We start from the raw sequence: 25,611 nt of genomic DNA, 5'->3' as shown, positions 1-25,611 counted from the left end.
GTTAGTAATCTTTATCTTATTACACAGGCTAAATTAGCATTAGCTTATTCATTTGCTGTTAAAAAAAATCTAATAGTGTTTTGATTAATAAAAGTTTAACTCCATTATATAAAATTCCTTAACTATATCGTCCCAAAACGTAAGTTTATTCCTACGTAAATTTATAATATTCAATTTAAATAGCTATTAAAATTCAAAAATGATCGGAGAATGGTGAAATCGATATTGATCATCGAGGCTGGAAGCATTTATATATGTGGTAGGAGAAATCCTGGTTTTACCATAGGTGTTATGGATATGACCAAAAATATGCAAAGGTAGTTGAAGCTGTTTGATCTTTTTGAAGAGCTCTTCGCAGCCAACATGGCGTTTATTGCTAAGGCTGTCCTTTATGCTATAGGGAGGTGTGTGTGTAATCAGTATTTGCGTTTGGGAAGGAATCATGTTCCAGTGCTTACGAATTTCTTTTCCCCGTTCACGATTGAAGGCCCAGGTTCCATCCCCCGGGGTTACGGGAGAACCCCAAAACTTCACTCCCTCAATTTCTATTCCGTCATCCTCAAGGTAGTAAATATTAGATGGGAGCCTTTTAATATTGGATAGACCTGATTTTTCCATGAAAAAATCATGGTTACCAGAAATAAAAATTTTGTGTTTAAAGGGTTGTTCTATAAACCACTCTAAAAATTCCAGGGTTTCAGGTTTGGTGCCAGCCTCAGTAAAATCCCCTACATGGATTAATACGTCACCTTTAGGCATTGTTATTTCCCGGTGTTTATTATGGGTGTCACCAATACATACTAACTTCATTTAATCGGAGATGTTTTATACTCAAAAGATAAAAAAAATCCGGTGAGATTTTCACCGGATTTTCTGTAAAAACGAATTCTCCATAAATATCCTCATCTTCATTTTACTCACAATCCGCTCTTACCAGCCTTACTTTTCTTCCTCTTCAAGTTCTGGAGAGGTATAATCCTTATCTATTGGGAGTAATTTAGTAATTAATTTGGTTATGCCGAAGGCCACAATTAGTGCGGTTACAGCAAAGAACAGAAACTTGATCAATAAACTGTCGCTTACTGCAAGGCTATAGAATGCTAGGAAGATCTCTATAGCTATAAATAATATTTTCACACTAATTTTTAAAAACATTTTTCCTTCTTGATTTGGTTCAAAGATATAATCAAATATCCCTCCAAAATCCAGATTTTCAATGTTTGACTTAAATTTAACGATGTAGAAATATCGCGGTTAAATTTTTAAGTTAAAAATTCTTAAACGCTTTAGGGGTGATTATTAGAATTGTAATTTGGGTTTAATAAAATTTAGAAATTGAAGAAAAACACAAAGAAAATTTTTTACTCGCTAGCAGGAATTATTCTGGCCATCCTTATTCTTTTTACGCTGAATTATTTTATTGAGGAAAAGCTTAAGAAAGAGATTGAAGAGACATCATCGAAAATTAATTTGAAATTTGAAGAACTTGATGTTAATCTCCTTAGCCGAAAGGCAGCATTGAAATCCCCTTCCTTCTCGTTGAATGGTGAAAATTTTAATGCCGAAAAACTTAGTTTAGATAATATTGGGATCCTTAGGTTTCTTAAGGATAATAAGGATTTGGAGATAGGGCAAGTCACTATAGAGGATCCTAGTTTTACATTTAATAAGAGTGAAAATTTCAAATCCAGAGAGACATCTTCATTGGTTTTTCGAAAGAACCTAATAATCAAAAATCTAAAAATCACTAACGGGGATTTTTCCATAGTTGAAAATGACTCTTCAGAGAATTCTTTTTATGTAAAATTCAATCATCTTGAGGTTAGGGAGTTTAAGGTTGATTCCAGTAGTGTGAATAAACCCATTCCCTTCTCTTATAAAGATTACAACTTAAATGCGGATTCAATTTTTTTTAAACTTGACCCCAGGCATAATCTAAGTTTAGGAAAGGTTAATATTGAAAAAGGCCGTGCTGTTTTAAATGATTTCCAGATTATCCCTATTTATGGTAAACAGGAATTTCAACAACATATTCCTCATGAACTTGATCGTTTTGATTTGGCAATAGAAGAAATAATATTTAGTGACTTAAAGTGGGGTTTTGCCAACGATAGTCTTTCTATAGCAAACCCCCTCTTGGAGATTAAAAATGCAAATCTAGAGGTTTATAGGGATAAGTTACAGCCTGACGATACTCGGCCAAAACCGATGTATAGTGAAATGATTAGAAGACTGCCCATTACACTAAGCCTGGACACCATAAGAATTAGTGATACGTATATTAAATACGAAGAGTTATTAGCCAAAGACCGCTCTCCAGGCGAAGTGGATTTTAGTAACCTGCATGCCAGTATTTATAATTTATCTAATAGGAATATGCAGGCTAAAGGTTTTAAGAGGACAGTAATCGAAGTTAAAACCAATTTCATGCAAGAAGCATCGCTCGGAGTGAATTGGGAATTCAATATTAAGAATAGAAATGACCGATTTAATATTTCAGGAAATATGGATAAAATTTCTCAAGAAGCTATGAATCGGTTTATGAAACCCGCTTTGAATGTTTTGGCCAAGGGGAGTATAGAGGATATGTCTTTTGAATACTCCGGGAATCACACAAAAGCTTCAGGTGATATGAGCCTTGTTTATAAAAACTTTAAGGTGGAAGTTCTTCAAGAGGATGGGAAACAAAAAAATAAATTCCTATCAGCCTTAACAAATCTTATCATGAATAATGATGCGATTTCTGATGACGTTAGACAAAAGCAGATTGAAGTAAACCGGGATAAATCAAGGTCATTCTGGAATTACTTATGGAAGATGATACAATCAGGAGCCTTAAAATCTTTCTTTTAGATTCGAAAAGTAACTACCGGCCGATTAGCATGATTTACCAGGTCTTCACTCACGCTACCGTTAAAAAAATGTGCGATGCCTTTTCGGCCATGGGTACTTATTCCAATTAATCCGGCGTCCAAATTTCGGGCGAAATTAAGAATTCCTTTCTCTACGCTGGTGTCATTATATACGTGCATTTTTATCTGATCTACGTTTACCTCAGAGCCCGTGGTAAATCTTTCGAGCATTTCATAAGCTTCTTTGGTGGTGATAAAATTATTAGGAGTGTTAATAAATAGAAGATGCAGGTTTGCTGATAGTTTTTTGGCAATTTCCCTGGCTTGGGTTAAGGTGTGACGATTGGCTTCATCGGCATCGGTAGCAAATACAAAATCTTCAACTTTAAATTCGTGTTCTTCCTTTTTGATGACCAGGACCGGCACTGTGGAAGATCGGACTACTTTTTCCGTATTACTCCCAATAAACATTTCTTTAAAACCACTTGCGCCATGAGAGCCCATAATAATAATGTCACATTCCCTTTCTTCGCTAACTTCTTTTATGCCCTCGAAGGCCTGGTGAAATAATACTGTTTCCTTTACTTTTAGATCTTTCAGATAGGGCTTTGACATCAAATTTGAAAAGCGTTGATGAGCGAGTTTCATAAAAAATATTGATTCCGGAAGATTATGCGCGTTACTTCCCTGAACTGGATCGATTAGCTGTAATGGTAATTCCAGCATATGCAGGAGATAAATCTCACTATCAAATTTACGAGCAAGCTGAGCAGCAACTTTAAGTGCATTTTCAGCCTGATCTGAAAAATCTGTGGGAACAAGTATTCTTTTCATGTGCATGCAAACCTATAAGTTGGTAATAAATGTACAAAAAAATATGTTTCGGTATTTCCTTTTAAAGGTAAACATGTTCCAGGTACTATGAAACCTAAGACATGATGGATCGGAATTTATGCAGGAAATTAACCATGGATAAGTATGGAATAATGGGAGGCAGAGAAAAAGATTTTATTTGGAACTATCTCTACAAAAATTATTGCTTATCAAAGTGGAGCATTCAAAATACTTTGATCTGGGATAAAATTTTGTCTAAAAAAAGAAGAGACTCTCCTGGTTTGTCTCTTCTTTTTTATTATTGTCCTAAGTGCTTTAAAAAACTCTTCAATACCTAAGATTGGTTTAACTCCTTTTCTAAATCCAAAGTTTTAGGGAAAAGAATATTGTTTTCCAGGTGGACATGCTGATGAAGGTCCTGTTCAAATTCTTCCAATTTTGAATAGAAGGCCTTATAGGTGTTGCAAGCAAATTCCGGAGGAGTATAATTGTTGCTTAATGCTGAGATTTTCCTCAATAATTCCCCTGCTGTTTCATGTTCTGCCTCCATCATCTTAATAGGATTGTCTGCTGTGCCAAAATGTGGCTTAGGAACTTCGGTCTCTTCTCGTTTTGCCTTTACAAGTTTTTTAATAAAGGGGAAAAGTATAAGCTCTTCTTTCTTCATGTGCGAACTTAGCTCTCCAGCCACTTCTGAAACAAGGTCATGTATTTCATTTAATTCGGGGGCGTGGTGACTATGAACGGTCGTTACTTTTGCTGAATATTGTAAAAGAAGTGGAATGTTCTCCTCCACGTACGTGTGGTGCACATTAATAATATGATCGGTAAGAAAATCAATTTCCCAACTATTGTAATTGTTCGCCCTGTTTGCTGTAGGATTTACATTGAGTAATTCTAGCTCGAGTGAAGCGTAATCTACATTTGCATTTTTGCAGGCCTCCGAAACCGGAATGTTTCCGCCGCAACAAAAATCAATTCCGTGTTTTTTGAAAACGTGGGCTGTGTCGATGTTTTCGGTAACTAATTGAGCTACCGTCTTTGTTTTAAAATTTTCCATAATTCAGGTGTTTTTAGTAAACAGTACTTTTTTATACTGGGTAAACAATTTTTGATTTTATTCGAACAAAGATGGTTATTAAGAATCTGTCTTTTTATGAGTTAAGTCATAATGGAAAGATTCAAATTCCGTAGAAACAAAATGGAGAATACATCCTGATAGGGGTATCCGGCCCAGGAGGTAATGATGCCCTTTCCTAAAGCTTTAGAAATGAAAACCTTATTTTATGATATGCCTTAAAATTTGATGGTGGGTGTGGTTTTCTATCTCCGTTTTTATTATTATATTTGCATCGTTGAAACTAAAAAAAGTACAGCGAGGGGACGAAAGTCCCCTCTTTTTATAAGCTATGTTGCAGGATAAAGTAGAAAAATTGCTGGAGGAAGCTTTAGAAGAGAATAATTCTTTATTTTTAATTAGCCTTGAGGTTAATCCTTCCAATAATCATATTTCGGTGATCATAGATGGAGATCAGGGCGTTTCTGTCAATGATTGTATAACCGTAAGTCGCCAGATTGAGCATAATTTGGATAGAGAGGAAGAGGATTTTTCTCTTGAGGTTAGTTCAGCTGGTGTTTCCGCGCCACTACATTTGCCAAGGCAGTACAAAAAGAACATTGGTAGAAAACTAAAAATAAAGACCTCTTCAGAAACGATTGAGGGTGATTTAAGCCAGGCAACAGAGCAGGATATTACATTGAACTGGAAAGCAAGAGAACCTAAACCAGTAGGAAAAGGGAAACACACAGTGGAAAAACAAGCTGTGATTGCTTATTCAGATATTGTAGAAGCAAAAGTTATTATAACATTTTAACCGCAAATTGATATGGAGAATATCGCTTTGATTGAGTCATTTTCAGAGTTTAAGGATGACAAGCTTATAGACAGGGTTACCCTTATGGCGATTCTGGAAGAGGTTTTCAGGAATGCATTGAAGAAAAAATATGGAGAAGACGATAATTTTGATATTATTGTAAACCCAGATAAAGGAGATCTTGAAATTTGGAGAAACCGAGTAGTGGTTGCTGATGGTGAAGTTGAAGATCCGAACCAGGAAATTTCATTAACCGAAGCCAGAAAAATTGAACCCGATTTTGAGGTAGGTGAAGATGTTTCAGAAGAAGTAAAACTTGTTGATCTTGGGCGTCGTGCTATTTTAGCTTTGAGGCAAAATCTTATATCGAAGATTCACGAGCACGATAATACCAATATCTATAAGCACTTTAAAGATCTTGAAGGTGAAATTTATACTGCGGAAGTTCATCATATTCGTCATCGAGCTATAATTTTGCTGGACGATGAAGGGAATGAAATCATACTTCCTAAAGATCGTCAGATTCCTTCAGATTTTTTTAGAAAAGGAGAGAATGTTAGAGGGATCATCGAAAGTGTGGAACTGAAAGGTAATAAACCCAGTATAATTCTCTCTAGAACTGCTCCAGGTTTTCTGGAAAAGCTCTTTGAGCAAGAAATCCCGGAAGTTTTTGATGGGCTAATCACCATTAAAAAGGTGGTAAGAGTTCCAGGAGAAAAGGCTAAGGTCGCCGTGGACTCTTACGATGACAGAATTGATCCAGTAGGAGCTTGTGTGGGGATGAAGGGTTCGAGAATACACAGTATTGTCCGTGAATTGGGCAATGAAAATATTGACGTGATCAATTATACAAATAACGATCAGTTATTTATCACCAGGGCCTTGAGTCCTGCCAAGATCACCTCCATGAAATTGGATGAAGAAAATAAAACTGCCGAAGTAATGCTTAGACCTGAGGAGGTTTCTAAAGCCATTGGGCGTGGAGGACATAACATTAGGCTTGCCGGACAGTTGACCGGTTATGAGATTGATGTGTTTAGAGAAGGTGTAGAAGAGGATGTTGAGTTGAATGAATTCTCCGATGAAATTGAGGATTGGGTAATAGCAGAATTTTCTAAGATAGGTCTTGATACGGCAAAAAGTATTTTGGAACAAGATTTGGATGACCTGGTAAGGCGTACCGATTTGGAAGAAGAAACTATTCGTGCCGTTATCCGAGTGCTTAGAGAAGAATTCGAAGAATAAGATTAAATAGATTATACAATACAGGTTAATTTAGAGGGCAATTTATGGCTGAAGCAAAAACAATGCGATTAAACAAAGTTTTACGTGAATTCAATATTTCGTTAGACCGAGCAGTGGAATTTCTTAATTCCAAGGGTCACGATATTGAAGCGCGTCCTACTACAAAGATCTCCCCTGAGATTTATCAGGTGCTGTCTGATGAGTTCGAAACCGATAAAAGCAAAAAGGTAGCTTCCAAAGAAGTCGGTGAAGAAAAGCGTAAGGAAAAGGAAGAGCTGCGTATAGCCCGTGAGAAAGAACAGGAGGAGAAGCGTAAGCTTGAAGAAGCTAAAGAGCAGGAGCAAGAGCAGGAGGAGGTGATTTCTTCTAAAGCTAAGCTTGCTGGCCCTAAAAAAGTAGGAAAGATTGACCTTGATAAGAAGCCTGAAGCTCCTGAAAAACAAGAACCTGCAGAAGCTGAGGAACCTAGCGAGAAAAAAGAGCAGAAGGAGGAGAAAGCAGAGAAGAAGAAGGAAGAGAAGCCTATAGAATCAAAAGCTGAAAAGAAGAAAGAAGAAGCCAAGCCCGAGCCAACTCCGGAATCTAAGCCTGTTGCTAAAGATAAATCTCCTGAACCTGAGAAGGAAAAACAAGCCAAGGCTGAAGAGGAGGAAAACTCTACAATTAGAACAAAATATACCAAGCTTAACGGACCTAATTTTACGGGCGAAAAAATTGACCTTTCTCAATTTAAAAAACCCGAAAAGAAAAAAGAGGATAAGAAAGCTGAAGATGATAAAAAAGATAAGCGTAAAAAGCGTCGCCGTCGTATAAGTAAAGATGCTAAGCCTGGAGCACCAGGTCAATCTACCAGAAAAGGAGGTGCGACGGGAGGTCGTAAACGCGCGAGGCCTATCGCAAAAGAAGAGCCTAGTGAGGAAGAAGTGCAGAAGCAGGTACGTGAGACTCTTGAAAAACTTCAGGGAAAATCAGGAAAAGGAAAAGGAGCTAAATACCGTAGAGATAAAAGGGATCAGCATCGTCAACGTTCAGAAGATGATTTAGCGGAACAAGAATCTGCAAGTAAAGTTCTTAAGGTAACCGAATTTGTAACGGTAAGTGAAGTCGCCACAATGATGGATGTGCCGGTAACTAAAGTTATCTCCGCTTGTATGTCTTTGGGAATGATGGTGACAATGAATCAACGTCTGGATGCAGAGACGCTTTCTATTGTCGCGGATGAATTTGGTTATGAAGTTGATTTTGTTACTGCAGATATAGAAGAAACAACCGATGAGGTAGTAGAAAATCCTGAGGATCTTGAAGATCGTGCGCCAATTGTGACTGTAATGGGACATGTTGACCACGGTAAAACTTCCTTGCTGGATTATATCCGTAAAGAAAATGTAATTGCAGGTGAAAGCGGGGGTATTACTCAGCATATTGGAGCTTATAGTGTAGAGCTGAAGAATGGAGAGCGAATGACATTTCTTGATACTCCGGGTCACGAAGCCTTTACGGCAATGCGTGCTCGTGGTGCGCAAGTAACAGATATTGCCATTATTGTGATCGCAGCTGATGATGATGTGATGCCGCAAACAAAAGAGGCTATATCTCACGCTCAGGCAGCTGGAGTTCCTATCGTTTTTGCCATAAACAAATCAGATCTTCCAACTGCTAATCCTGAAAAAATCAAGGAGAAATTAGCAGGAATGAACCTTCTTGTGGAAGACTGGGGCGGCAAAGTGCAGTCACATGATATTTCTGCTAAAACGGGAAGCGGAGTTGAAGAACTGCTTGAGAAAGTTCTTCTTGAAGCCGAAATACTGGAATTAAAAGCCAATCCTAATAAAATTGCAACTGGTACAGTTGTGGAGGCCTACCTGGATAAAGGTAGGGGTTATGTGTCTACAATTCTGGTGCAAACAGGAACTCTAAAAATTGGAGATTATGTGCTAGCCGGAAGACATAGCGGTAAAATTAAGGCGATGCACGATGAGCGCGGTCACGAAGTTAAAGAAGCTGGTCCTTCTACTCCGGTGTCAATATTGGGACTTGATGGAGCACCACAAGCGGGTGATAAGTTCAAAGTGATGACGGATGAACGAGAAGCTAAAGATATTGCCGCCAAACGCACTCAATTGCAACGAGAGCAGTCCGTTAGAACACAGCGCCATATTACCCTTGATGAAATAGGGCGTCGAATTGCCTTGGGTGAGTTTAAGGAACTTAATATTATTCTGAAAGGGGATGTTGATGGGTCTGTTGAGGCGCTTACCGATAGCTTCCTAAAGCTTTCTACCGAAGAAATCCAGGTAAACATCATCCATAAAGGGGTTGGGGCCATTACAGAAAGTGATGTTCTTCTTGCTTCCGCCTCTGATGCCGTAATAATTGGATTTAATGTAAGACCTGCAGGAAACGCCAGGCAAGTCGCTGATAAGGAGGAAATCGATATCAGAACCTACTCGATTATTTATGATGCTATCAATGATCTTAAGGATGCCATGGAGGGAATGCTTTCACCAGAACTGAAAGAAGAGATCACAGGTACCGCAGAGATAAGGGAAACCTTTAAGATATCTAAAATTGGAACTATTGCCGGGTGTATGGTTACATCGGGTAAAATATATAGAAATTCCGGAATCAGACTTATCCGTGAAGGTGTTGTGATTTTTACGGGTGAACTAGCTTCTTTAAAACGCTTTAAAGAAGATGTGAAGGAAGTTTCTAAAGGATACGATTGCGGTATGCAATTGAAGAATTATAATGATATAAAAGAAGGGGATGTAATTGAAGCATTCCGTGAGGTGGAGGTGAAGAAGAAGTTAAAGTAATTCGGAATTAATCAAATAAAAAAGCTGTTTCGTTTTTCGAAACAGCTTTTTTATTTTAAAATATTCACCTTATCGTCTACGTGGTTTCGGGATGAAAGCAGAGGGGAAGGTTTCTTTGATTTTCAATAAGGCCCGATCAGCTTCCAGTCTATTTCTAAAGTTTCCAACCCACACCTTATAATTTGGAGCTTCATAAGCGATTAAAGAAGGGTAAGAATATTTACTTCTATATTCCTTAATAACTTCATTTGCCTCGCCGTTATCGCCATAAAATAACTGGATTTTAAAACGGTCGCCGATTTCATTATCCTTTGTCATTTCAGCTTTTAAATTCAGCAAAGTATCTATTTTTTTATCCTGGATAAGATTGACGGATCCCTCTTGCGCGTGAATTCCGGTGATGGAAAGGACTCCTAAAATGATGCTTGGGCCTATGTATTTTAGATTTAGTTTTCTCATAATTATTTGTTTAGAACAAAAGTAAAATTTAATAACAGAAAGTATGGAATTTTATTATTTAGAACAATTATAAATTATGTGTTAACATGAAAGTAACATTCCGCAACTCCACTTTAAATATTACTTTTGTCCACCAAATTAAGGGTGCGAACAGATTTAATTGTTATTTTGCGTTAAAATACCGTGCCAAAGTTTAGACCTTAATTCAACTTTATAATATGAAAAAGGTGAAATACCGAAATTCAACTTCGCGATTGTGGCTCTTAAGTGTAGCTTTTTTTATTTCGTGTACTTTCCTGAGTTGGTCTCAGGAGGAGGCTGAGCAAGGCGCCGATGCTGAAGTACAAGAAGAACAGGTGGAAGAAGCTGAAGCTTCAGGGCTGGGCGATCCCGCCAATGGAAAATCTTTATTTAATTCACTTTGTGCTGCCTGTCATAAGCCTTATTCAGAGTCAATTGGACCGGCGCTTCATGGCATAACCGAAAAACGGGATATGCAATGGTTGTATCAGTGGATAGAGAACAGTGCTGATCTTATCGCCAGTGGAGATGAGGAAGCTGTTGCTATTTTTGAGGAGTATAATAATACTCCTATGCCTGGTTTCCCGCAATTAAGTGAATCCGAGGTCAATGATATTCTGGCTTATGTAGAGCAACCAAAACCAGAGCCAGCTGCTGCCTCAACGGGCGAAGCAGGAGGGCAGGAGACAGGAGGGGCGCAGAGTGGTGTGTCCATGAACGTTGTACTCGCTATTCTGGTGTTTGTTCTTGTTATGCTTCTTGTGGTTTTATTCCTTGTGAATAAAACCCTCAAGAATTTTGCTGAAGCTTCTGGTGTAGTTTTGCCGGAAAAAACTAAGAAGAAACCTTTATGGAAAGCTTTTGTTGAAAACCAATTCCTGGTTCTTGTGACTTCGGTTATTGTTTTGCTGGCCGTAGGTTATTTTGCCTATGGTTGGTTTATGCAGGTAGGGGTAGATCAAAGCTATCAACCTATTCAGCCGATTCATTATTCTCATAAAATTCATGCTGGTGACAACCAGATTGACTGTAAGTATTGTCACTCCTCTGCGCGAACCTCGAAGCAGGCAGGGATTCCATCTCTGAATGTATGTATGAATTGTCATAAGACCATTTCCGAAGTTGCTCCTGAAACGGCCACTGAAGAGCATTCTAAAGAATTTTATGATGGTGAAATCGCAAAACTTTATGATGCAGTTGGATGGGATCCTTCAACGCAGTCTTATACCGGAGAAACTCAGCCTGTTAAATGGGTGAGGATACATAACCTTCCTGACTTTGCATATTTTAATCATTCTCAACACGTAAGCGTTGGTGGAGTTCAATGTCAAACCTGTCATGGTCCAATCCAGGAAATGGAAGTGGTTTATCAGGATGCTCCCCTTACAATGGGATGGTGTGTAAATTGTCACCGTGAAACTGAGGTAAAAATGGAAGGCAATGAATATTACGAGAAAATTCACGAGGAATTATCTAAGAAATACGGGGTTGAAGAACTAACCGTTGCGCAAATGGGTGGCCTTGAATGTGCAAAGTGTCACTATTAAAAAATATATTCCCGCAATGCGGGGCTCAAATTCTAAGTTAATATCTAGATATATATGTCATCAAACAAAAAATACTGGAAAAGTGTTGAAGAGCTAAATGAAAATAGCTCTGTTGTTGAGACGCTCCAACAAAAAGAATTTACAGAAGAAATTCCTGTTGATGAATTTTTAGGAGATAAAAATTCTCTTGAAAGCTCAAAGACTTCACGTAGGGACTTTCTTAAATATGTTGGGTTTAGTACGGCAGCTGCTTCATTGGCTGCTTGTGAAGGGCCTGTGGTTAAATCTATTCCTTATGTGGTACAACCCGAGCGTATCGTGCCTGGAGTGGCGAACTATTACGCCTCTACTATCGCTGATGGTTTTGATTTTGCCAGCGTATTAGTTAAAACCCGTGAGGGACGGCCTATTAAAATAGAGAATAATGATCTATCAGTAGCAAAAAGCGGTGCTAATGCCCGGGTTCATGCTTCTGTACTTTCGTTATATGATACCAAGCGCGTTAAGCGTCCAATGATAGAGGGAAGAAATGTTTCTTGGGAGGAATTTGACAGGGAAGTTAGAGCTGACTTGGAAAAGGTAAGTGGTGAGATTGTATTGTTAACACAAACCTTTGCTAGTCCTTCAACCACTAAACTTATTGAGGAGTTTTCCTCAAAGTATCCTAATGTACGCCACGTAATTTATGATACGGTATCTGAAGATGCCGCTCTTAATGCATTTCAAGCTAAATACGGAAAGCGTGCTTTACCAAATTATGATTTTTCCAAAGCTGAAACCATTGTTTCTGTAGGCGCTGATTTTCTTGGTGACTGGCAGGGTGGTGGTTATGATGCTGCTTATGCTAAAGGACGTATTCCGAAAAATGGTGAGATGTCCCGTCATATTCAATTTGAATCCAATATGACTTTGTCTGGAGCCAATGCCGATAAGCGTGTACCGGTAAAACCGTCACAACAAAAAGCCATTCTGGCTGCCTTATACGGATACATTGCTGGAGGCTCCTCTACAAGTAAACTTTCCGGCGCGGTAGATGATGCCGTGGTGAAGGCTGCAAGCCAATTAAGAAATGCAGGAAGTGGTGCAGTCGTGGTTTCGGGTATACCTGATGACGATGCGCAGGCCCTGGTACTTGCAATTAATGAGGCTCTAGGAAGTAAGGTTATGGATACGGCCAACCCGAGAATGATTCGCCAAGGGAATGCCCAGGCCGTAAAAGAGCTTGTCGAAAATATGAATAGCGGAAAGGTAGGAGCACTTCTTATGGCTGGTGTTAACCCGGCCTATAGCTTACCTGATGCAAAGGAATTTGTTGCTGCTTTAAGCAATACACCAGTTACCCTCTCCTTCAGTCTGAAGCCCGATGAAACTGCTGTACTTTCCAAGTATGTTGCTGCGGTTCCACACTATCTGGAAAGCTGGGGGGACGTTCAATATACCGAGCAGGAATTTAGCCTAATGCAGCCTACCATTAAGCCTTTATTTGATACTCGTCAATTTCAGGATTGTCTTTTAAAATGGAGTGATAATAATCAATCTTATTATGAATATTTGAAGGAAACCTGGGCAAATGGTTTTGGAGATAAATCCTGGAATGATGCATTGCATGATGGAGTCTTTAAAGCTTCATCCCCTGTTTCTGTTGAAAACCCTGAAGGAACAGATGTTGATCTGTCTTCAGCTGCAAGAAATCTTGAAAATGCTGAAGATAATAATGATCTAGAGCTTAGTCTTTTTACAAATACTGCCCTTGGAGATGGTCAGCAAGCCAATAATCCTTGGTTACAGGAATTGCCTGATCCAATTACACGGGCTAGTTGGGATAATTATCTTATGGTTTCCAAAGCTGATGCTGAAGAACTTGGTCTTGTGAACGAGCATGTTTCTAATGGTGCCTTAAATGGTAGTTACGTCCATATCAAATTAGATGATACCATAGTTAAAAATGTTCCGGTAATGATTCAGCCAGGACAGGCAAAAGGTTCTGTTGGCTTAGCTCTTGGGTATGGTAAAAAGGAAGCCATACAGGAAGAAATGCAAGTAGGAGTAAATGCCTATCCTCTTTATAAAGATTTCAAATCTGTGCAGCGTGTTAGCCTTGAAAAGGCTTCTGGTATGCACGAATTTGCTTCTGTTCAGTTACATAATACCTTAATGGGGAGAGGAGATATCATTAAGGAAACAACTCTTGAAATCTTTAATACAAAAGATGTTCATGTCTGGAATAAGGTGCCAGAGGTATCTCTGGACCATATTGAAAAACCTGTAACCTCTCCGGAAGTTGATATGTGGGAAGGCTATGACAGAAGTGTAGGACATCATTTTAACCTGTCGATTGACCTTAATGCTTGTACTGGATGTGGGGCTTGTGTGATTGCTTGTCACGCTGAAAACAACGTTCCGGTTGTTGGTAAAAGCGAAGTAAGGAGATCACGTGATATGCACTGGTTAAGAATTGACCGTTATTATTCTTCTGAAGATAATTTCCGAGATGACCTTGAAAAGAAAAATAATATTTCCGGTCTGGGGAGTTCCCTTTCAGAATTTAAAGAAATGGAGGAGCCTTCAGATAATCCTCAGGTGGTATTCCAGCCCGTTATGTGTCAGCATTGTAACCACGCACCATGCGAAACGGTTTGTCCTGTAGCAGCAACATCCCACGGTCGTCAGGGACAAAACCAAATGATCTATAACCGATGTGTAGGGACCCGGTACTGTGCTAACAACTGTCCTTATAAAGTGCGTCGTTTCAATTGGTTTAACTATGCTCAAAATGATGAATTTGATTATAATATGAACAACGACTTAGGTCGTATGGTGCTTAATCCTGATGTTACGGTACGTTCAAGAGGGGTTATGGAAAAATGTTCTATGTGTATTCAAATAACCCAGAAAACTATCTTGGATGCTAAACGTGATGGACGGGAAATCGAGGATGGAGAATTCTATACAGCCTGTTCAGCTGCTTGTGATAAAGGAGCAATCACTTTTGGTGATATAAATAATGATGGAGCTGTGATTAGGGAATTGAAGGAGGATGACAGGATGTATCACTTGTTGGAATATGTAGGTACAAAGCCAAATGTGATGTACCAGACAAAAATCAGAAATACCACAGAAGCTTAATAAAATCAACTATTAAAGAAATCAATTTTAAAAGGATATGTCTCATTACGAAGCACCTATACGAAAGCCTTTAGTTACCGGGGATAAGAGCTACCACGATGTTACTGTGGATGTTGCCGCTCCGGTTGAAGGAAGGGCTAATAAAACCTGGTGGATTGTATTTTCTATTGCACTTGTCGCCTTTCTTTGGGGTGTGGGTAGTATTATCTATACTATTGCTACAGGAATTGGAACCTGGGGTCTTAATAAAACCGTAGGTTGGGCCTGGGATATCACCAACTTTGTATGGTGGGTAGGAATTGGTCACGCCGGAACACTTATTTCAGCGGTACTTTTGCTTTTCCGTCAAAAATGGAGGATGGCCATTAACCGCTCTGCAGAGGCCATGACTATTTTTTCTGTAATGCAGGCTGGATTATTCCCTTTAATACACATGGGCCGACCTTGGCTTGCTTACTGGGTGCTCCCAATTCCTAACCAGTTCGGGTCTTTGTGGGTGAATTTTAATTCACCATTGCTTTGGGATGTATTTGCTATTTCAACTTATTTATCGGTATCTCTTGTTTTCTGGTGGACTGGTTTGCTTCCCGATTTTGCGATGATCCGTGATCGGGCGATCACACCTTTTAATAAAAAAATCTACGGAATTTTAAGTTTCGGTTGGAGTGGCCGCGCTAAGGACTGGCAGCGTTTTGAAGAAGTATCACTAGTGCTTGCCGGATTGGCAACTCCTCTGGTACTTTCAGTACATACTATTGTATCTTTTGACTTTGCTACCTCGGTGATTCCTGGTTGGCACACCACGATCTTTCCTCCTTATTTTGTTGCGGGTGCTATTTTCTCTGGATTTGCTATGGTAAATACCTTGCTTATAATTATGAGGAAGGTTTCGAACCTAGAGAATTATATTACCATTCAGCATATTGAATTAATGAATATCGTGATTATGATCACCGGTTCAATTGTAGGTGTCGCCTATATTACCGAGTTGGTTATTGCATGGTATTCCGGTGTAGAATATGAGCAGTACGCATTTTTGAACAGGGCAACCGGGCCTTATGCCTGGGCTTACTGGGCTATGATGACTTGTAATGTGTTCTCCCCCCAGTTTATGTGGTTTAAGAAGCTAAGAACCAGTATTATGTTCTCTTTCTTTATTTCCATAGTGGTGAATATAGGTATGTGGTTTGAGCGATTTGTTATAATTGTAACCTCGCTTCACCGTGATTACCTTCCTTCTTCCTGGACAATGTTTTCTCCGACCTTTGTTGATATAGGTATTTTTATAGGAACTATAGGTTTCTTCTTTGTGTTATTCTTACTTTATGCTCGTTCCTTCCCAGTTATTGCACAGGCTGAAGTAAAAACAATATTAAAATCATCTGGTGAGAAATATAAGAACCTAAGAGCAGAACACGGAGATGATGTGAAACATTATGACCCAATTGTAAGAGAACCCGTTTCTAATACTGAAGAAGGGGTGCATAAAAAATTGCAGGATACAGAGGATTATGACGTAACAGGAGATGATGATACTCATAATGAAACCGTTAATGTAGATGGTCTTGTTGTTTCGGAGGTTGTTAGAGACAGGATTGATGCTATGCTGGAAAGAATTGGAACTTTTAATCCGGATAACCAAAATGCTGACGATTTACAGAAATTAAAAAGCGTTGGACCTCTTCTTGAACAACGTCTGCATCAGGTTGGAATTTATACCTATGTACAGGTTAGTAATTTAACTCAGGACGATTTCGAACTGCTGGATGAAGTAATAGAAAACTTCCCTAATACTGCTCAAAGAGAAGACTGGGTTGCACAGGCAGGTAAACTAAAAAATAAGTAATTAAGATGGCATCAAAAGTTATACACGCTATTTATAATGACGACGATGTGCTTTTACTAGCAGTAAAGCAGGTTCGTGAAGCCCGTTATCATATTGGTGAAATATATACACCATTTCCGGTTCACGGTTTGGATAAAGCTATGGGGCTTGCACCAACTCGATTGGCAATAACTTCATTTCTTTACGGTGTAGTAGGCCTTGTTGTTTCTATTTTAATGATGGACTTTATAATGATAGAGGACTGGCCTCAGGATATTGGAGGAAAACCTAGTTTTAGCTTTCTTCAGAATATGCCCGCATTTGTGCCTATCATGTTTGAATTAACGGTGTTTTTTGCGGCTCACCTTATGGTTATTACTTTTTACATGAGAAGTAAATTATGGCCCTTTAAGAGTGCTGAAAATCCAGATATACGAACTACTGATGACAAGTTTCTTATGGAGGTAAATGCAGGTAATCTGAATGTTGATGATCTTTCGGATTTTCTATATAAAACCGGGGCATCAGAAATAAAAATAATTGATAATAAATAGACAAAATGAGAAGTTTTTTCCATAAATCTATAGTATTGTTTATTCTGGGCGGCTTCGTCACATCCTGTGCCGATAGTGATCGACCAAACTACCAGTTTATGCCAGATATGTACGAGTCAGTAGGATATGAATCTTATGGCGAGTACGGAATTTTTCCAGCTGGCCAATCTGCTATGGAACCAGTCGAAGGCACCGTAGCTCGTGGGTGGAAACCTTATGAATATGACAATACTCCCGAGGGGAGTGATCTAGCTAAAACAGAGCTTAAAAACCCTTTGCCTTATACAGAAGAAAATCTTACTGAAGGGAAAGAATTATATACCATTTATTGTGCAGTTTGTCATGGTGATTCAGGGGATGGTCAAGGCATTCTAGCTGAAAGGGAAAAAATTCTTGGAGTTCCTTCTTATGATGATGTGGGTAGAGCAATTACTGAAGGTAGTGTGTACCACGTTATCTACCATGGTCTTAATTCTATGGGATCGTATGCTTCTCAAACGGATGAAAAAGAGCGATGGCAGATCACTCATTACGTAATGAACCTTAAGGATCAGTTGGAGGGAAATCCGGAAAGGGAATATGATGAAGTTGGGCCAACGGTAAGCCCCGATGACCCGGATGTTAAGGCAGCCCAGGAAAATGTTGGAGAAGGGACTGTTCTTACAGAAGATGAAAGCAAAAATTAAGAAATAAAGCATTTAGATCTATAAATATGTACACGCTATCCAGTAAATTAAAGTTAACAGCAATTATTTTTGTAATTGTTGGTGCCATAGGTCTCGTTATAGGATTTCTTCAGGCACCCTCAAACCTTGAAGATGTCAGGGAGATGTTGGCAGCGGAAGAACACCATGCTGAACCGGCAGAAAGCAAGCTGGTAGAAGCTGATTTTGCTAAAGCAGAACACGATATGTTATTGGAAGGGGAGACTACGTCAAATGGTGAAAATGGCCAGGCAGCTCATGATGATGAACATCTGGAACATACCTTACATCAATTACAAAACAAACCATGGGCTGCACTCTATGTGGCGGCTTTCTTTTTCTTTATGATCTCTTTAGGGGTTTTAGCTTTTTATGCGGTCCAGTATGCAGCCCAGGCCGGTTGGTCTCCTGTTCTATTTAGAGTCATGGAAGCTATTACCGCCTATTTAGTTCCTGGTGGAATAATATTGTTTGTACTACTTGTACTTTCTGGAATGCATTTGAACCACCTATTTATTTGGATGGATCCGGAGGTCGTTGAACATGATGCTATAATAAGAAATAAATCAAGTTATCTTAATGTACCTTTTTTCTTAATAAGGGCAGCAATTTATCTTGGAGGATGGTTTATCTTCAGACATTTCCTTGTTAGGAACTCACGAAGGCTTGATGAGGCAACCGATAATTATTATTTTAAAAAGAATTTTAAACTTGCTGCAGGCTTCCTGGTATTCTTCATAGTTTCGGAATCAATGATGTCTTGGGACTGGATAATGAGTCTTGATCCTCACTGGTTTAGTACTCTATTCGGATGGTATGTATTTGCGAGCCTGTTCGTTTCTGGAATCACCGTAATTGCCTTAATTAGTATTTATTTAAAATCCAGAGGTTATCTTCCTTTTGTAAATGATAGTCATATACATGATCTTGCCAAGTTTATGTTCGGTATAAGTATATTCTGGACCTACCTTTGGTTCTCTCAATTTATGCTGATCTGGTATTCTAATATCCCTGAGGAAGTTGTATATTTTATAAGCCGAATTGAAAATTATTCACTGCCGTTTTTCGGAATGGTTGCTCTTAATTTTATATTCCCGTTATTAATGCTAATGAATAGCGACTATAAACGTGTGAACTGGTTTGTGGTTTTAACAGGAATTGTTATTCTGGTTGGACATTACCTAAATGTATTCGTAATGATAATGCCTTCCACAGTAGGTGAATCATGGTTTATTGGACTTCCTGAAATAAGTGCAGTTTTATTATTTGCAGGAATGTTTATTTTTGTGGTTTTCAACGCTCTAACCAAAGCTCCGTTGTTGGCCAAAAGAAATCCGTTCATCAAAGAAAGTGAACATTTCCATTATTAATAAAGATTTTTAGTTTAAAGAAGAAATTATAAAATGACCGTATTCTTAGTAATAATTGTACTTGCCCTACTTGCCGTAACTGGATGGCAATTATCGAAGATTTTTGAGCTTTCCAAAGGCCCGGGTGCAGATTCAACGCAAATTGCCAATGATAACGACAACCGTCAGCAAGCAAAATATATGCTGTGGTTTATGATTTTCCTGTATGTCGGTATGGCCTATAGCTTTTGGAAATGGAGTAAATTATATCTTCCCGAGGCTGCATCAGATCATGGTAGTCAGGTGGATACCCTGATGTTTATTTCCATTGCTATTATTATGATAGTTCAGGTGTTGACCCAGGCGTTGCTGCATTGGTTCGCGTACAAATATCAAGGGAAAAAAGGGAATAAAGCCTTGTTTTTCGCTGATAATGATAAGCTGGAGTTTATCTGGACCATCATCCCCGTCATCACCCTTGCAGGTTTAATTATCTACGGCCTATTTACCTGGTCAGATATCATGAACATCGATGAGGATAGTGATCCTATTGTCATTGAAATCTACGCAAAACAATTCAGTTGGCAGGCACGTTATGCTGGAAACGACAATACGCTTGGTAAAGCCAATGTTAGGTTTATTGAAGGAAGAAATAATGTAGGTCTTGACGAAAGTGATCCATATGGACAGGACGACAAGATTACCACGGAATTGCATCTTCCGGTAAATAAACCAGTTCTTTTTAAATTTAGATCTCAGGATGTTCTACATTCTGCCTATTTCCCACACTTCCGGGCACAGATGAATGTGGTTCCAGGAATGGTCACTCAATTTGGATTTACTCCTACAATTACCTCCGAGGAAATGAGAGAAAGCGAGTATATGGTAGATAAAGTTCAAACCATAAATGAAATTCGGAAAGAGAATAGCGAAAAACTTAGGGCCGAAGGTGAAATGCCACTCGATCCTTACGAATTCGATTATTTTATTGCCTGTAATAAGATCTGTGGAGAAGCTCACTACAATATGCAAATGAAGATAATTGTGGAAACTGAAGAGGAGTACAACGCGTGGTTGAGCGAGCAGTCTACTTTCGGGGAATTCATGGAAAATTAACAATATTAAAAGAATATACTTTAAGATATGTCAGCATTAGCAACAGCACCGGCTCAGGATCACCACGATGATCATGGACATCATCATAAACAAACCTTCATTACTAAATACATCTTTAGTACAGATCATAAAATGATTTCCAAACAATACCTCATTACAGGTATTATAATGGGGATCGTGGGAATTATGATGTCTGTTTTATTCCGTATGCAGCTGGCCTGGCCAGAGGAGTCCTTCGCTATTTTTGAAGCGCTCTTAGGTAAATGGGCACCTGACGGAGTAATGACACCCTCTATATATTTGGCCCTGGTTACTATTCATGGTACTATTATGGTATTTTTTGTGTTAACCGCGGGCTTAAGTGGTACTTTCAGTAATTTACTTATTCCGCTGCAAATTGGTGCTCGTGATATGGCCTCAGGATTTCTTAATATGCTTTCCTACTGGTTATTCTTCCTGTCTTCGGTAATTATGTTGTCATCCCTTTTTATTGAATCAGGTCCGGCAAATGCAGGTTGGACTATTTATCCGCCCTTAAGTGCCTTGCCGCAGGCAATTGGTGGATCAGGGCTGGGAATGACACTTTGGCTTGTTTCTCTAGCTATCTTTATTGCCTCCTCATTGCTGGGGTCTTTGAACTATATCGTAACTGTACTAAATCTTCGAACTAAGGGAATGTCTATGACCAGGCTCCCCCTTACTATTTGGGCATTTTTTGTAACTGCTATTATTGGAGTAGTATCCTTTCCGGTTTTATTATCGGCAGCCCTGTTGCTTATCATGGATCGTAGTTTTGGAACTTCCTTCTTTCTTAGCGATATCTATATTTCAGGAGAGGTTTTAAGTCATCAGGGGGGGTCTCCTGTATTGTTTGAACACCTTTTTTGGTTCCTTGGTCATCCCGAAGTCTATATTGTAATTTTACCAGCAATGGGTATTGTTTCTGAAGTTATGGCTACCAACGCACGTAAACCTATTTTTGGATACCGTGCAATGGTTGCTTCAATTCTGGCAATTGCATTTCTTTCAACGATTGTATGGGGTCACCATATGTTTGTTTCTGGAATGAATCCATTCCTTGGCTCAGTTTTTACCTTTACTACATTGCTTATTGCTATCCCTTCCGCTGTAAAAGCTTTCAACTGGATTACTACTTTATGGAAAGGTAATTTGCAGATGAACCCTGCCATGCTGTTTTCCATAGGTTTTGTTTCTACCTTTATCACCGGTGGTTTAACAGGTATAATCCTTGGGGATTCAACCCTGGATATTAACGTACACGATACTTATTTCGTAATAGCACACTTCCACCTCGTAATGGGTATTTCGGCTATCTATGGGCTTCTTGCCGGTGTTTATCACTGGTTCCCTAAGATGTTTGGTCGTATGATGAATAAAAACCTCGGGTACGTACACTTTTGGGTGACCGCAGTGGGTGCTTATGGAGTTTTCTTTCCTATGCACTTTATTGGACTTGCCGGATTGCCAAGACGTTATTATACTAACACGGCCTTCCCTTATTTTGATGATCTTGCAGACGTAAATGTTATCATCACTGTTTTCGCACTTATCACTGCAGCTGTCCAGGTAGTCTTCTTATGGAACTTCTTTGCTTCAATTTTCAATGGAAGAAAAGCAACTCAGAACCCATGGAACGCTACTACACTGGAATGGACTACTCCAGTGGAACACATTCATGGAAACTGGCCTGGAGAGATTCCATCCGTCTATCGCTGGCCTTATGATTACAGTAAGACCAATGAAGACGGAGAATATGTGATAAAGGGACAGGATTTTGTGCCTCAGGATGTACCACTGCAGGAAAATGAGGAAGAATTAAATCACTAAAAATTTTATAGCTTTTTTGAGTGACTATTTTAATAACCTCCGGATGACCTCCGGAGGTTGTTGGTTTAATATATCTGTATCTTTAAATTTCAAGGTCTTCCCATTTGTTTATTTTGTAATCTTTTAGCATTTTTGGGAATAACCCATCAAATCGTTAACATGAATAAAAAGCTGCTCTTCATTTTTTTGATTTCCCCTTTTTTTGTTATTGGCCAAAAACTCGATATGTCTTTGGTCCAAAATATGGAGCCAAGAAATATTGGTCCAGCAGGGATGAGCGGGAGGATTACCGCTATTGATGCTGTAACTGCTAATCCTGATATAATTTACGCTGGTTCAGCCTCTGGAGGATTATGGAAATCAACATCAGGCGGAGTGAAGTGGGAACCTGTGTTTGAAGATGAAGAGACCGCCTCAATTGGAGCTATTGCCATTCAGCAATCCAATCCTTCTATTGTATGGGTAGGTACAGGTGAAGGTAACCCGAGGAACAGTCTAAATGGTGGCGCAGGTATATATAAATCTCTTGATGGAGGTAAATCATGGGAGAGAATGGGACTTGAGAATACCCGGCATATTCATCGTGTGGTCATAGATCCAGTCAATCCAAATACCGTATATGCTGGTGCTATCGGTTCACCTTGGGGAGAGCATACTGAACGCGGCGTCTATAAAACAACCGACGGTGGACAGACATGGAAAAAAATACTTTATACCAATCAAAACTCTGGAGTAGCTGAACTCGTTATGGATCCGGAAAACCCAAATAAACTTTTTGCTGCTATTTGGGAACATAAAAGGGAGCCGTGGTTCTTTAAGTCGGGAGGGGCTGGTTCAGGATTATATGTCACTTATAACGGAGGGGAATCGTGGGAGGAGATAACCGAAAAAAATGGTTTGCCCGAAGGAGAACTTGGCCGTATTGGTCTAGCCATAGCTCCTGGAAAACCTCAGGTGGTCTATGCTTATGTCGAATCAAAAAAGAATGGATTATACCGTTCTGAAGATGGAGGAGAAACCTGGGACTTAGTCAACGATGATATGGGGGAGATTGGTAACCGGCCTTTTTATTACGCAGAAATATATGTTGCGCCCAATAATGAAAACCGTGTTTATAGTATTTTTACTTTTGTAAATGTATCTCAGGACGGTGGACATAGCTTCGAGGAACTAATGCCTTCTTACGGTGCCAATAACGGAATACATCCGGATCATCATGCCTGGTATATCCACCCAGAAAATCCCAACTTTATGATTGACGGAAATGATGGAGGATTAAATATTACCCGGGATGGTGGCCAAACTTGGCAATTCGTAGAAAATATTCCCGTTGGTCAATTTTACCATGTTGCTGTAGATAATGAAACCCCTTATAATGTGTATGGAGGTATGCAGGATAACGGGAGCTGGAAAGGACCTGCCTATGTCTGGAAATCCCAGGGAATCAGGAATTCTTATTGGCAAGAAATTTCCTTTGGAGATGGTTTTGATGTAGTCCCCGATCCTGACAATAGCCGCTATGGCTGGTCCATGAGCCAACAAGGTAATGTTGCAAGGTATGATTCTCAAACAGGAAATAATTATGTAGTTAAACCTACTCATCCGGATCCGGATGTAGAACTTCGGTATAATTGGAATGCAGCTATTCATATCGACCCTTTTGATAGTAATACGCTTTATTTTGGTAGTCAGTTTGTTCATAAGTCATCCGACAAGGGGCTCACCTGGGAGGTGATCTCACCTGATCTTACTACAAATGATCCTCAAAAACAAAAACAGATGGAAAGTGGGGGTTTAACAATTGATGCCACCGGCGCTGAGAATCATACTACTCTTTTGGTTATTGAGCCCTCCCCAATAGAAAAGGATATGCTTTGGACAGGATCTGATGATGGTAAAGTTTACTATACCCGAAACGCAGGTAAAAACTGGGTTGATGTTTCCGGCAATTTAAGAGGTTTGCCCGAAGGAAGCTGGATCGCCCAAATTAAGGCTTCCAATAAAAAGAAGGGTGAAGCTCTTTTGGTTGCTAATAATTATAGAAGGGATGATTATACCCCTTATGTTTATCGCACGCGTAACTACGGGGAAAGTTGGGACCGTATCGTTGATAAAGAAGATGTCCTCAGTTTTGCACTATCTATCGTTGAGGACCCAAAAGAAGAGAATCTCCTATTCTTAGGTACGGATGATGGACTGTATGTTTCCGTTGATGCCGGGGACCAGTGGGAGAAATGGACCAATGGTTTTCCAACGGTACCGGTGAAAGATATGGTTATTCATCCAAGGGAAAATGATCTTATAATAGGAACCTTCGGAAGGTCGTTTTGGATTCTTGATGATATCAGACCTCTGCGGGAAATAGCTAAAGACAAAGCTATAATCACCAAGGTTAAGGTAGATGAACCAAGACTTAAAGTTTTTCCAACTCCCACTGCTTACCTTGCCGCTAACCAGCAACCCTCTGGAAGCCGATTTCCAGCTGATGCTATTTATAGCGGTGAAAACCGTGGTAAAAGTGCAAGAATCTCCTATTTTATAAGGCCAAAAAAAGCGGTGATAGAAGATCATTCAGAAGAAAAAACTAAAGAGGAACAAAAGCGTGAAAAAGCTTCAGAATGGGATACTTTAAGCCTGAATATTTACGATGGTGCAAGGTTGATTCGAACCCTGAAAAGAGAAGCACCTGATTCTGTAGGCGTTTATACCATTTCTTGGGCTATGGATGAGAAAGGTGCTGAGTCTCCTACGCGAAAGATTATTGATTCAAAGGAGGAGCCTGGTGGAGTTGCTGTAAGACCGGGCACCTATCGAGTGGTAATGAAATATGGAATACTTGAATCAGAAGCGGAAATAAACGTAGAAATGGATCCTCGATTGAATATTTCCGAAAAAGCTATTTCTGAGCTTTATGATACCGAGAAGGAAATTGAAGAAATGTCGCAGGTGGCAGCTGATGCCGTAAAACAACTCGTTCAAAGTAAGAATACTGCGAGTACGTTCAAGGAAAAGCTAAAAAAGGAAGATTCATTAAAATATAAAAACGAAATTAAGATTTCCCAGACAATTGTCGACACTATTGAGAATAAAATTGCCCTATTCCTGGGAGAAGAAGATGAAAGACAGGGTATTGTTAGAAGCCGCGAAATGACAGTTCATTCAAGATTAAATCAGGCCAGATATTATGTAAGGAGTCGGCCAGATGGCCTGACCTCTACTGAAAATACTTTAATGGCTCATGCTGAAAATGATTTACGAGAGGCCTTAGAAAAAGTAAACTTATTTTTTGAAACTAAATGGCCAGAATATAGGTTGAAGATGGAGAAGATAGAGATTTCTCCTTTTAAAGAGGTAGAATTATTTGAGTTGAGTAAATAAGTAAAGGAATTCCCCTTTAGAAGTGTTTCTCCTTTTCCCAAAGTTCAATATTCCTCCTTATTT

General features: G+C 39.3%; 18 protein-coding genes. 13 read left to right on the top strand and 5 right to left on the bottom strand.

All coding sequences use genetic code 11. The features are described from left to right. Nucleotides 1-186: 186 nt before the first annotated feature. Together ACW6NC_RS01525 and ACW6NC_RS01520 are read right to left on the bottom strand one after the other, a co-directional pair. Entirely contained in the window at nt 187-810 is a 624-nt protein-coding gene (locus tag ACW6NC_RS01525; RefSeq protein ID WP_457863334.1) for a metallophosphoesterase, read from the bottom strand. A 129-nt stretch (nt 811-939) separates the two neighbouring features. Beyond that, a complete protein-coding gene (locus ACW6NC_RS01520; protein WP_457863333.1) occupies nt 940-1,137 on the bottom strand; it encodes a hypothetical protein in 198 nt (65 codons plus the stop codon). Between the two features lie 198 nt (nt 1,138-1,335). On the opposite strand from ACW6NC_RS01520, the gene ACW6NC_RS01515 reads away from it, so the two are divergent. Beyond that, complete coding sequence (locus tag ACW6NC_RS01515; RefSeq protein WP_457863331.1) at nt 1,336-2,853, top strand: hypothetical protein; 1,518 nt, start codon at nt 1,336-1,338, stop codon at nt 2,851-2,853. Here the strand turns inward: ACW6NC_RS01515 and ACW6NC_RS01510 are convergent. Both ACW6NC_RS01510 and ric read right to left on the bottom strand, forming a co-directional pair. Continuing rightward, on the bottom strand, nt 2,850-3,686 hold the full coding sequence (locus tag ACW6NC_RS01510; RefSeq protein WP_457863329.1) for a universal stress protein: 837 nt from the start codon (nt 3,684-3,686) through the stop codon (nt 2,850-2,852). The two genes, ACW6NC_RS01515 and ACW6NC_RS01510, sit on opposite strands and share 4 nt — an antisense overlap. Before the next feature lie 334 nt (nt 3,687-4,020). Then, nucleotides 4,021-4,746 (bottom strand): iron-sulfur cluster repair di-iron protein, encoded by a 726-nt coding sequence (gene ric / locus ACW6NC_RS01505; RefSeq protein ID WP_457863327.1) that lies wholly within the window; start codon nt 4,744-4,746, stop codon nt 4,021-4,023. Between the two features lie 349 nt (nt 4,747-5,095). Between ric and rimP the strand changes: the two genes are divergently transcribed. The 3 genes from rimP to infB are packed head-to-tail and all read left to right on the top strand — an operon-like array spanning nt 5,096 to nt 9,621. Continuing rightward, a complete protein-coding gene (gene rimP, locus ACW6NC_RS01500; protein ID WP_457863326.1) occupies nt 5,096-5,560 on the top strand; it encodes a ribosome assembly cofactor RimP in 465 nt (154 codons plus the stop codon). Between the two features lie 12 nt (nt 5,561-5,572). Continuing rightward, nucleotides 5,573-6,805 (top strand): transcription termination factor NusA, encoded by a 1,233-nt coding sequence (gene nusA / locus ACW6NC_RS01495; protein ID WP_457863324.1) that lies wholly within the window; start codon nt 5,573-5,575, stop codon nt 6,803-6,805. 44 nt (nt 6,806-6,849) lie between these two features. Continuing rightward, complete coding sequence (gene infB / locus ACW6NC_RS01490) at nt 6,850-9,621, top strand: translation initiation factor IF-2 (RefSeq protein ID WP_457863322.1); 2,772 nt, start codon at nt 6,850-6,852, stop codon at nt 9,619-9,621. A 69-nt stretch (nt 9,622-9,690) separates the two neighbouring features. Here infB and ACW6NC_RS01485 read toward each other — a convergent pair whose 3' ends face one another. Continuing rightward, nucleotides 9,691-10,080, bottom strand: a complete 390-nt coding sequence (locus ACW6NC_RS01485) for an SPOR domain-containing protein (protein ID WP_457863320.1) — start codon at nt 10,078-10,080, stop codon at nt 9,691-9,693. Between the two features lie 218 nt (nt 10,081-10,298). Here ACW6NC_RS01485 and ACW6NC_RS01480 point away from each other — a divergent pair, with 218 nt between their 5' ends. The 9 genes from ACW6NC_RS01480 to ACW6NC_RS01440 all read left to right on the top strand — a co-directional run bounded on the left by ACW6NC_RS01480 (nt 10,299) and on the right by ACW6NC_RS01440 (nt 25,548). Then, entirely contained in the window at nt 10,299-11,648 is a 1,350-nt protein-coding gene (locus ACW6NC_RS01480; protein ID WP_457863318.1) for a cytochrome c3 family protein, read from the top strand. Between the two features lie 54 nt (nt 11,649-11,702). Then, nucleotides 11,703-14,774 carry a TAT-variant-translocated molybdopterin oxidoreductase gene (locus ACW6NC_RS01475; RefSeq protein ID WP_457863316.1) on the top strand — a complete coding sequence of 1,024 codons (3,072 nt, stop codon included), beginning with the start codon at nt 11,703-11,705 and terminating at the stop codon, nt 14,772-14,774. Nucleotides 14,775-14,811: 37 nt separating this feature from the next. Beyond that, nucleotides 14,812-16,620, top strand: coding sequence for an NrfD/PsrC family molybdoenzyme membrane anchor subunit (gene nrfD / locus ACW6NC_RS01470; protein ID WP_457863314.1), 1,809 nt, complete (start codon nt 14,812-14,814; stop codon nt 16,618-16,620). 5 nt (nt 16,621-16,625) lie between these two features. Then, the gene (locus ACW6NC_RS01465; protein ID WP_457863312.1) at nt 16,626-17,153 is read left to right on the top strand and encodes a DUF3341 domain-containing protein; all 528 of its coding nucleotides are present in this window, start codon (nt 16,626-16,628) and stop codon (nt 17,151-17,153) included. A 5-nt stretch (nt 17,154-17,158) separates the two neighbouring features. Further along, nucleotides 17,159-17,839 (top strand): c-type cytochrome, encoded by a 681-nt coding sequence (locus tag ACW6NC_RS01460; protein ID WP_457863310.1) that lies wholly within the window; start codon nt 17,159-17,161, stop codon nt 17,837-17,839. Between the two features lie 26 nt (nt 17,840-17,865). Next, the gene (locus tag ACW6NC_RS01455; RefSeq protein WP_457863308.1) at nt 17,866-19,227 is read left to right on the top strand and encodes a quinol:cytochrome C oxidoreductase; all 1,362 of its coding nucleotides are present in this window, start codon (nt 17,866-17,868) and stop codon (nt 19,225-19,227) included. Between the two features lie 33 nt (nt 19,228-19,260). After that, nucleotides 19,261-20,322, top strand: a complete 1,062-nt coding sequence (locus ACW6NC_RS01450; RefSeq protein ID WP_457863307.1) for a cytochrome c oxidase subunit II — start codon at nt 19,261-19,263, stop codon at nt 20,320-20,322. Between the two features lie 27 nt (nt 20,323-20,349). Then, nucleotides 20,350-22,170, top strand: coding sequence for a cytochrome c oxidase subunit I (locus ACW6NC_RS01445; protein ID WP_457863306.1), 1,821 nt, complete (start codon nt 20,350-20,352; stop codon nt 22,168-22,170). 159 nt (nt 22,171-22,329) lie between these two features. Next, nucleotides 22,330-25,548, top strand: coding sequence for a WD40/YVTN/BNR-like repeat-containing protein (locus tag ACW6NC_RS01440; protein ID WP_457863304.1), 3,219 nt, complete (start codon nt 22,330-22,332; stop codon nt 25,546-25,548). Nucleotides 25,549-25,611: the final 63 nt, after the last annotated feature.

Source organism: Salegentibacter profundi, assembly GCF_054121475.1.
The sequence above is the reverse complement of the archived record's forward strand: the minus strand, read 5'-3'. Positions and strand labels throughout refer to the sequence as shown.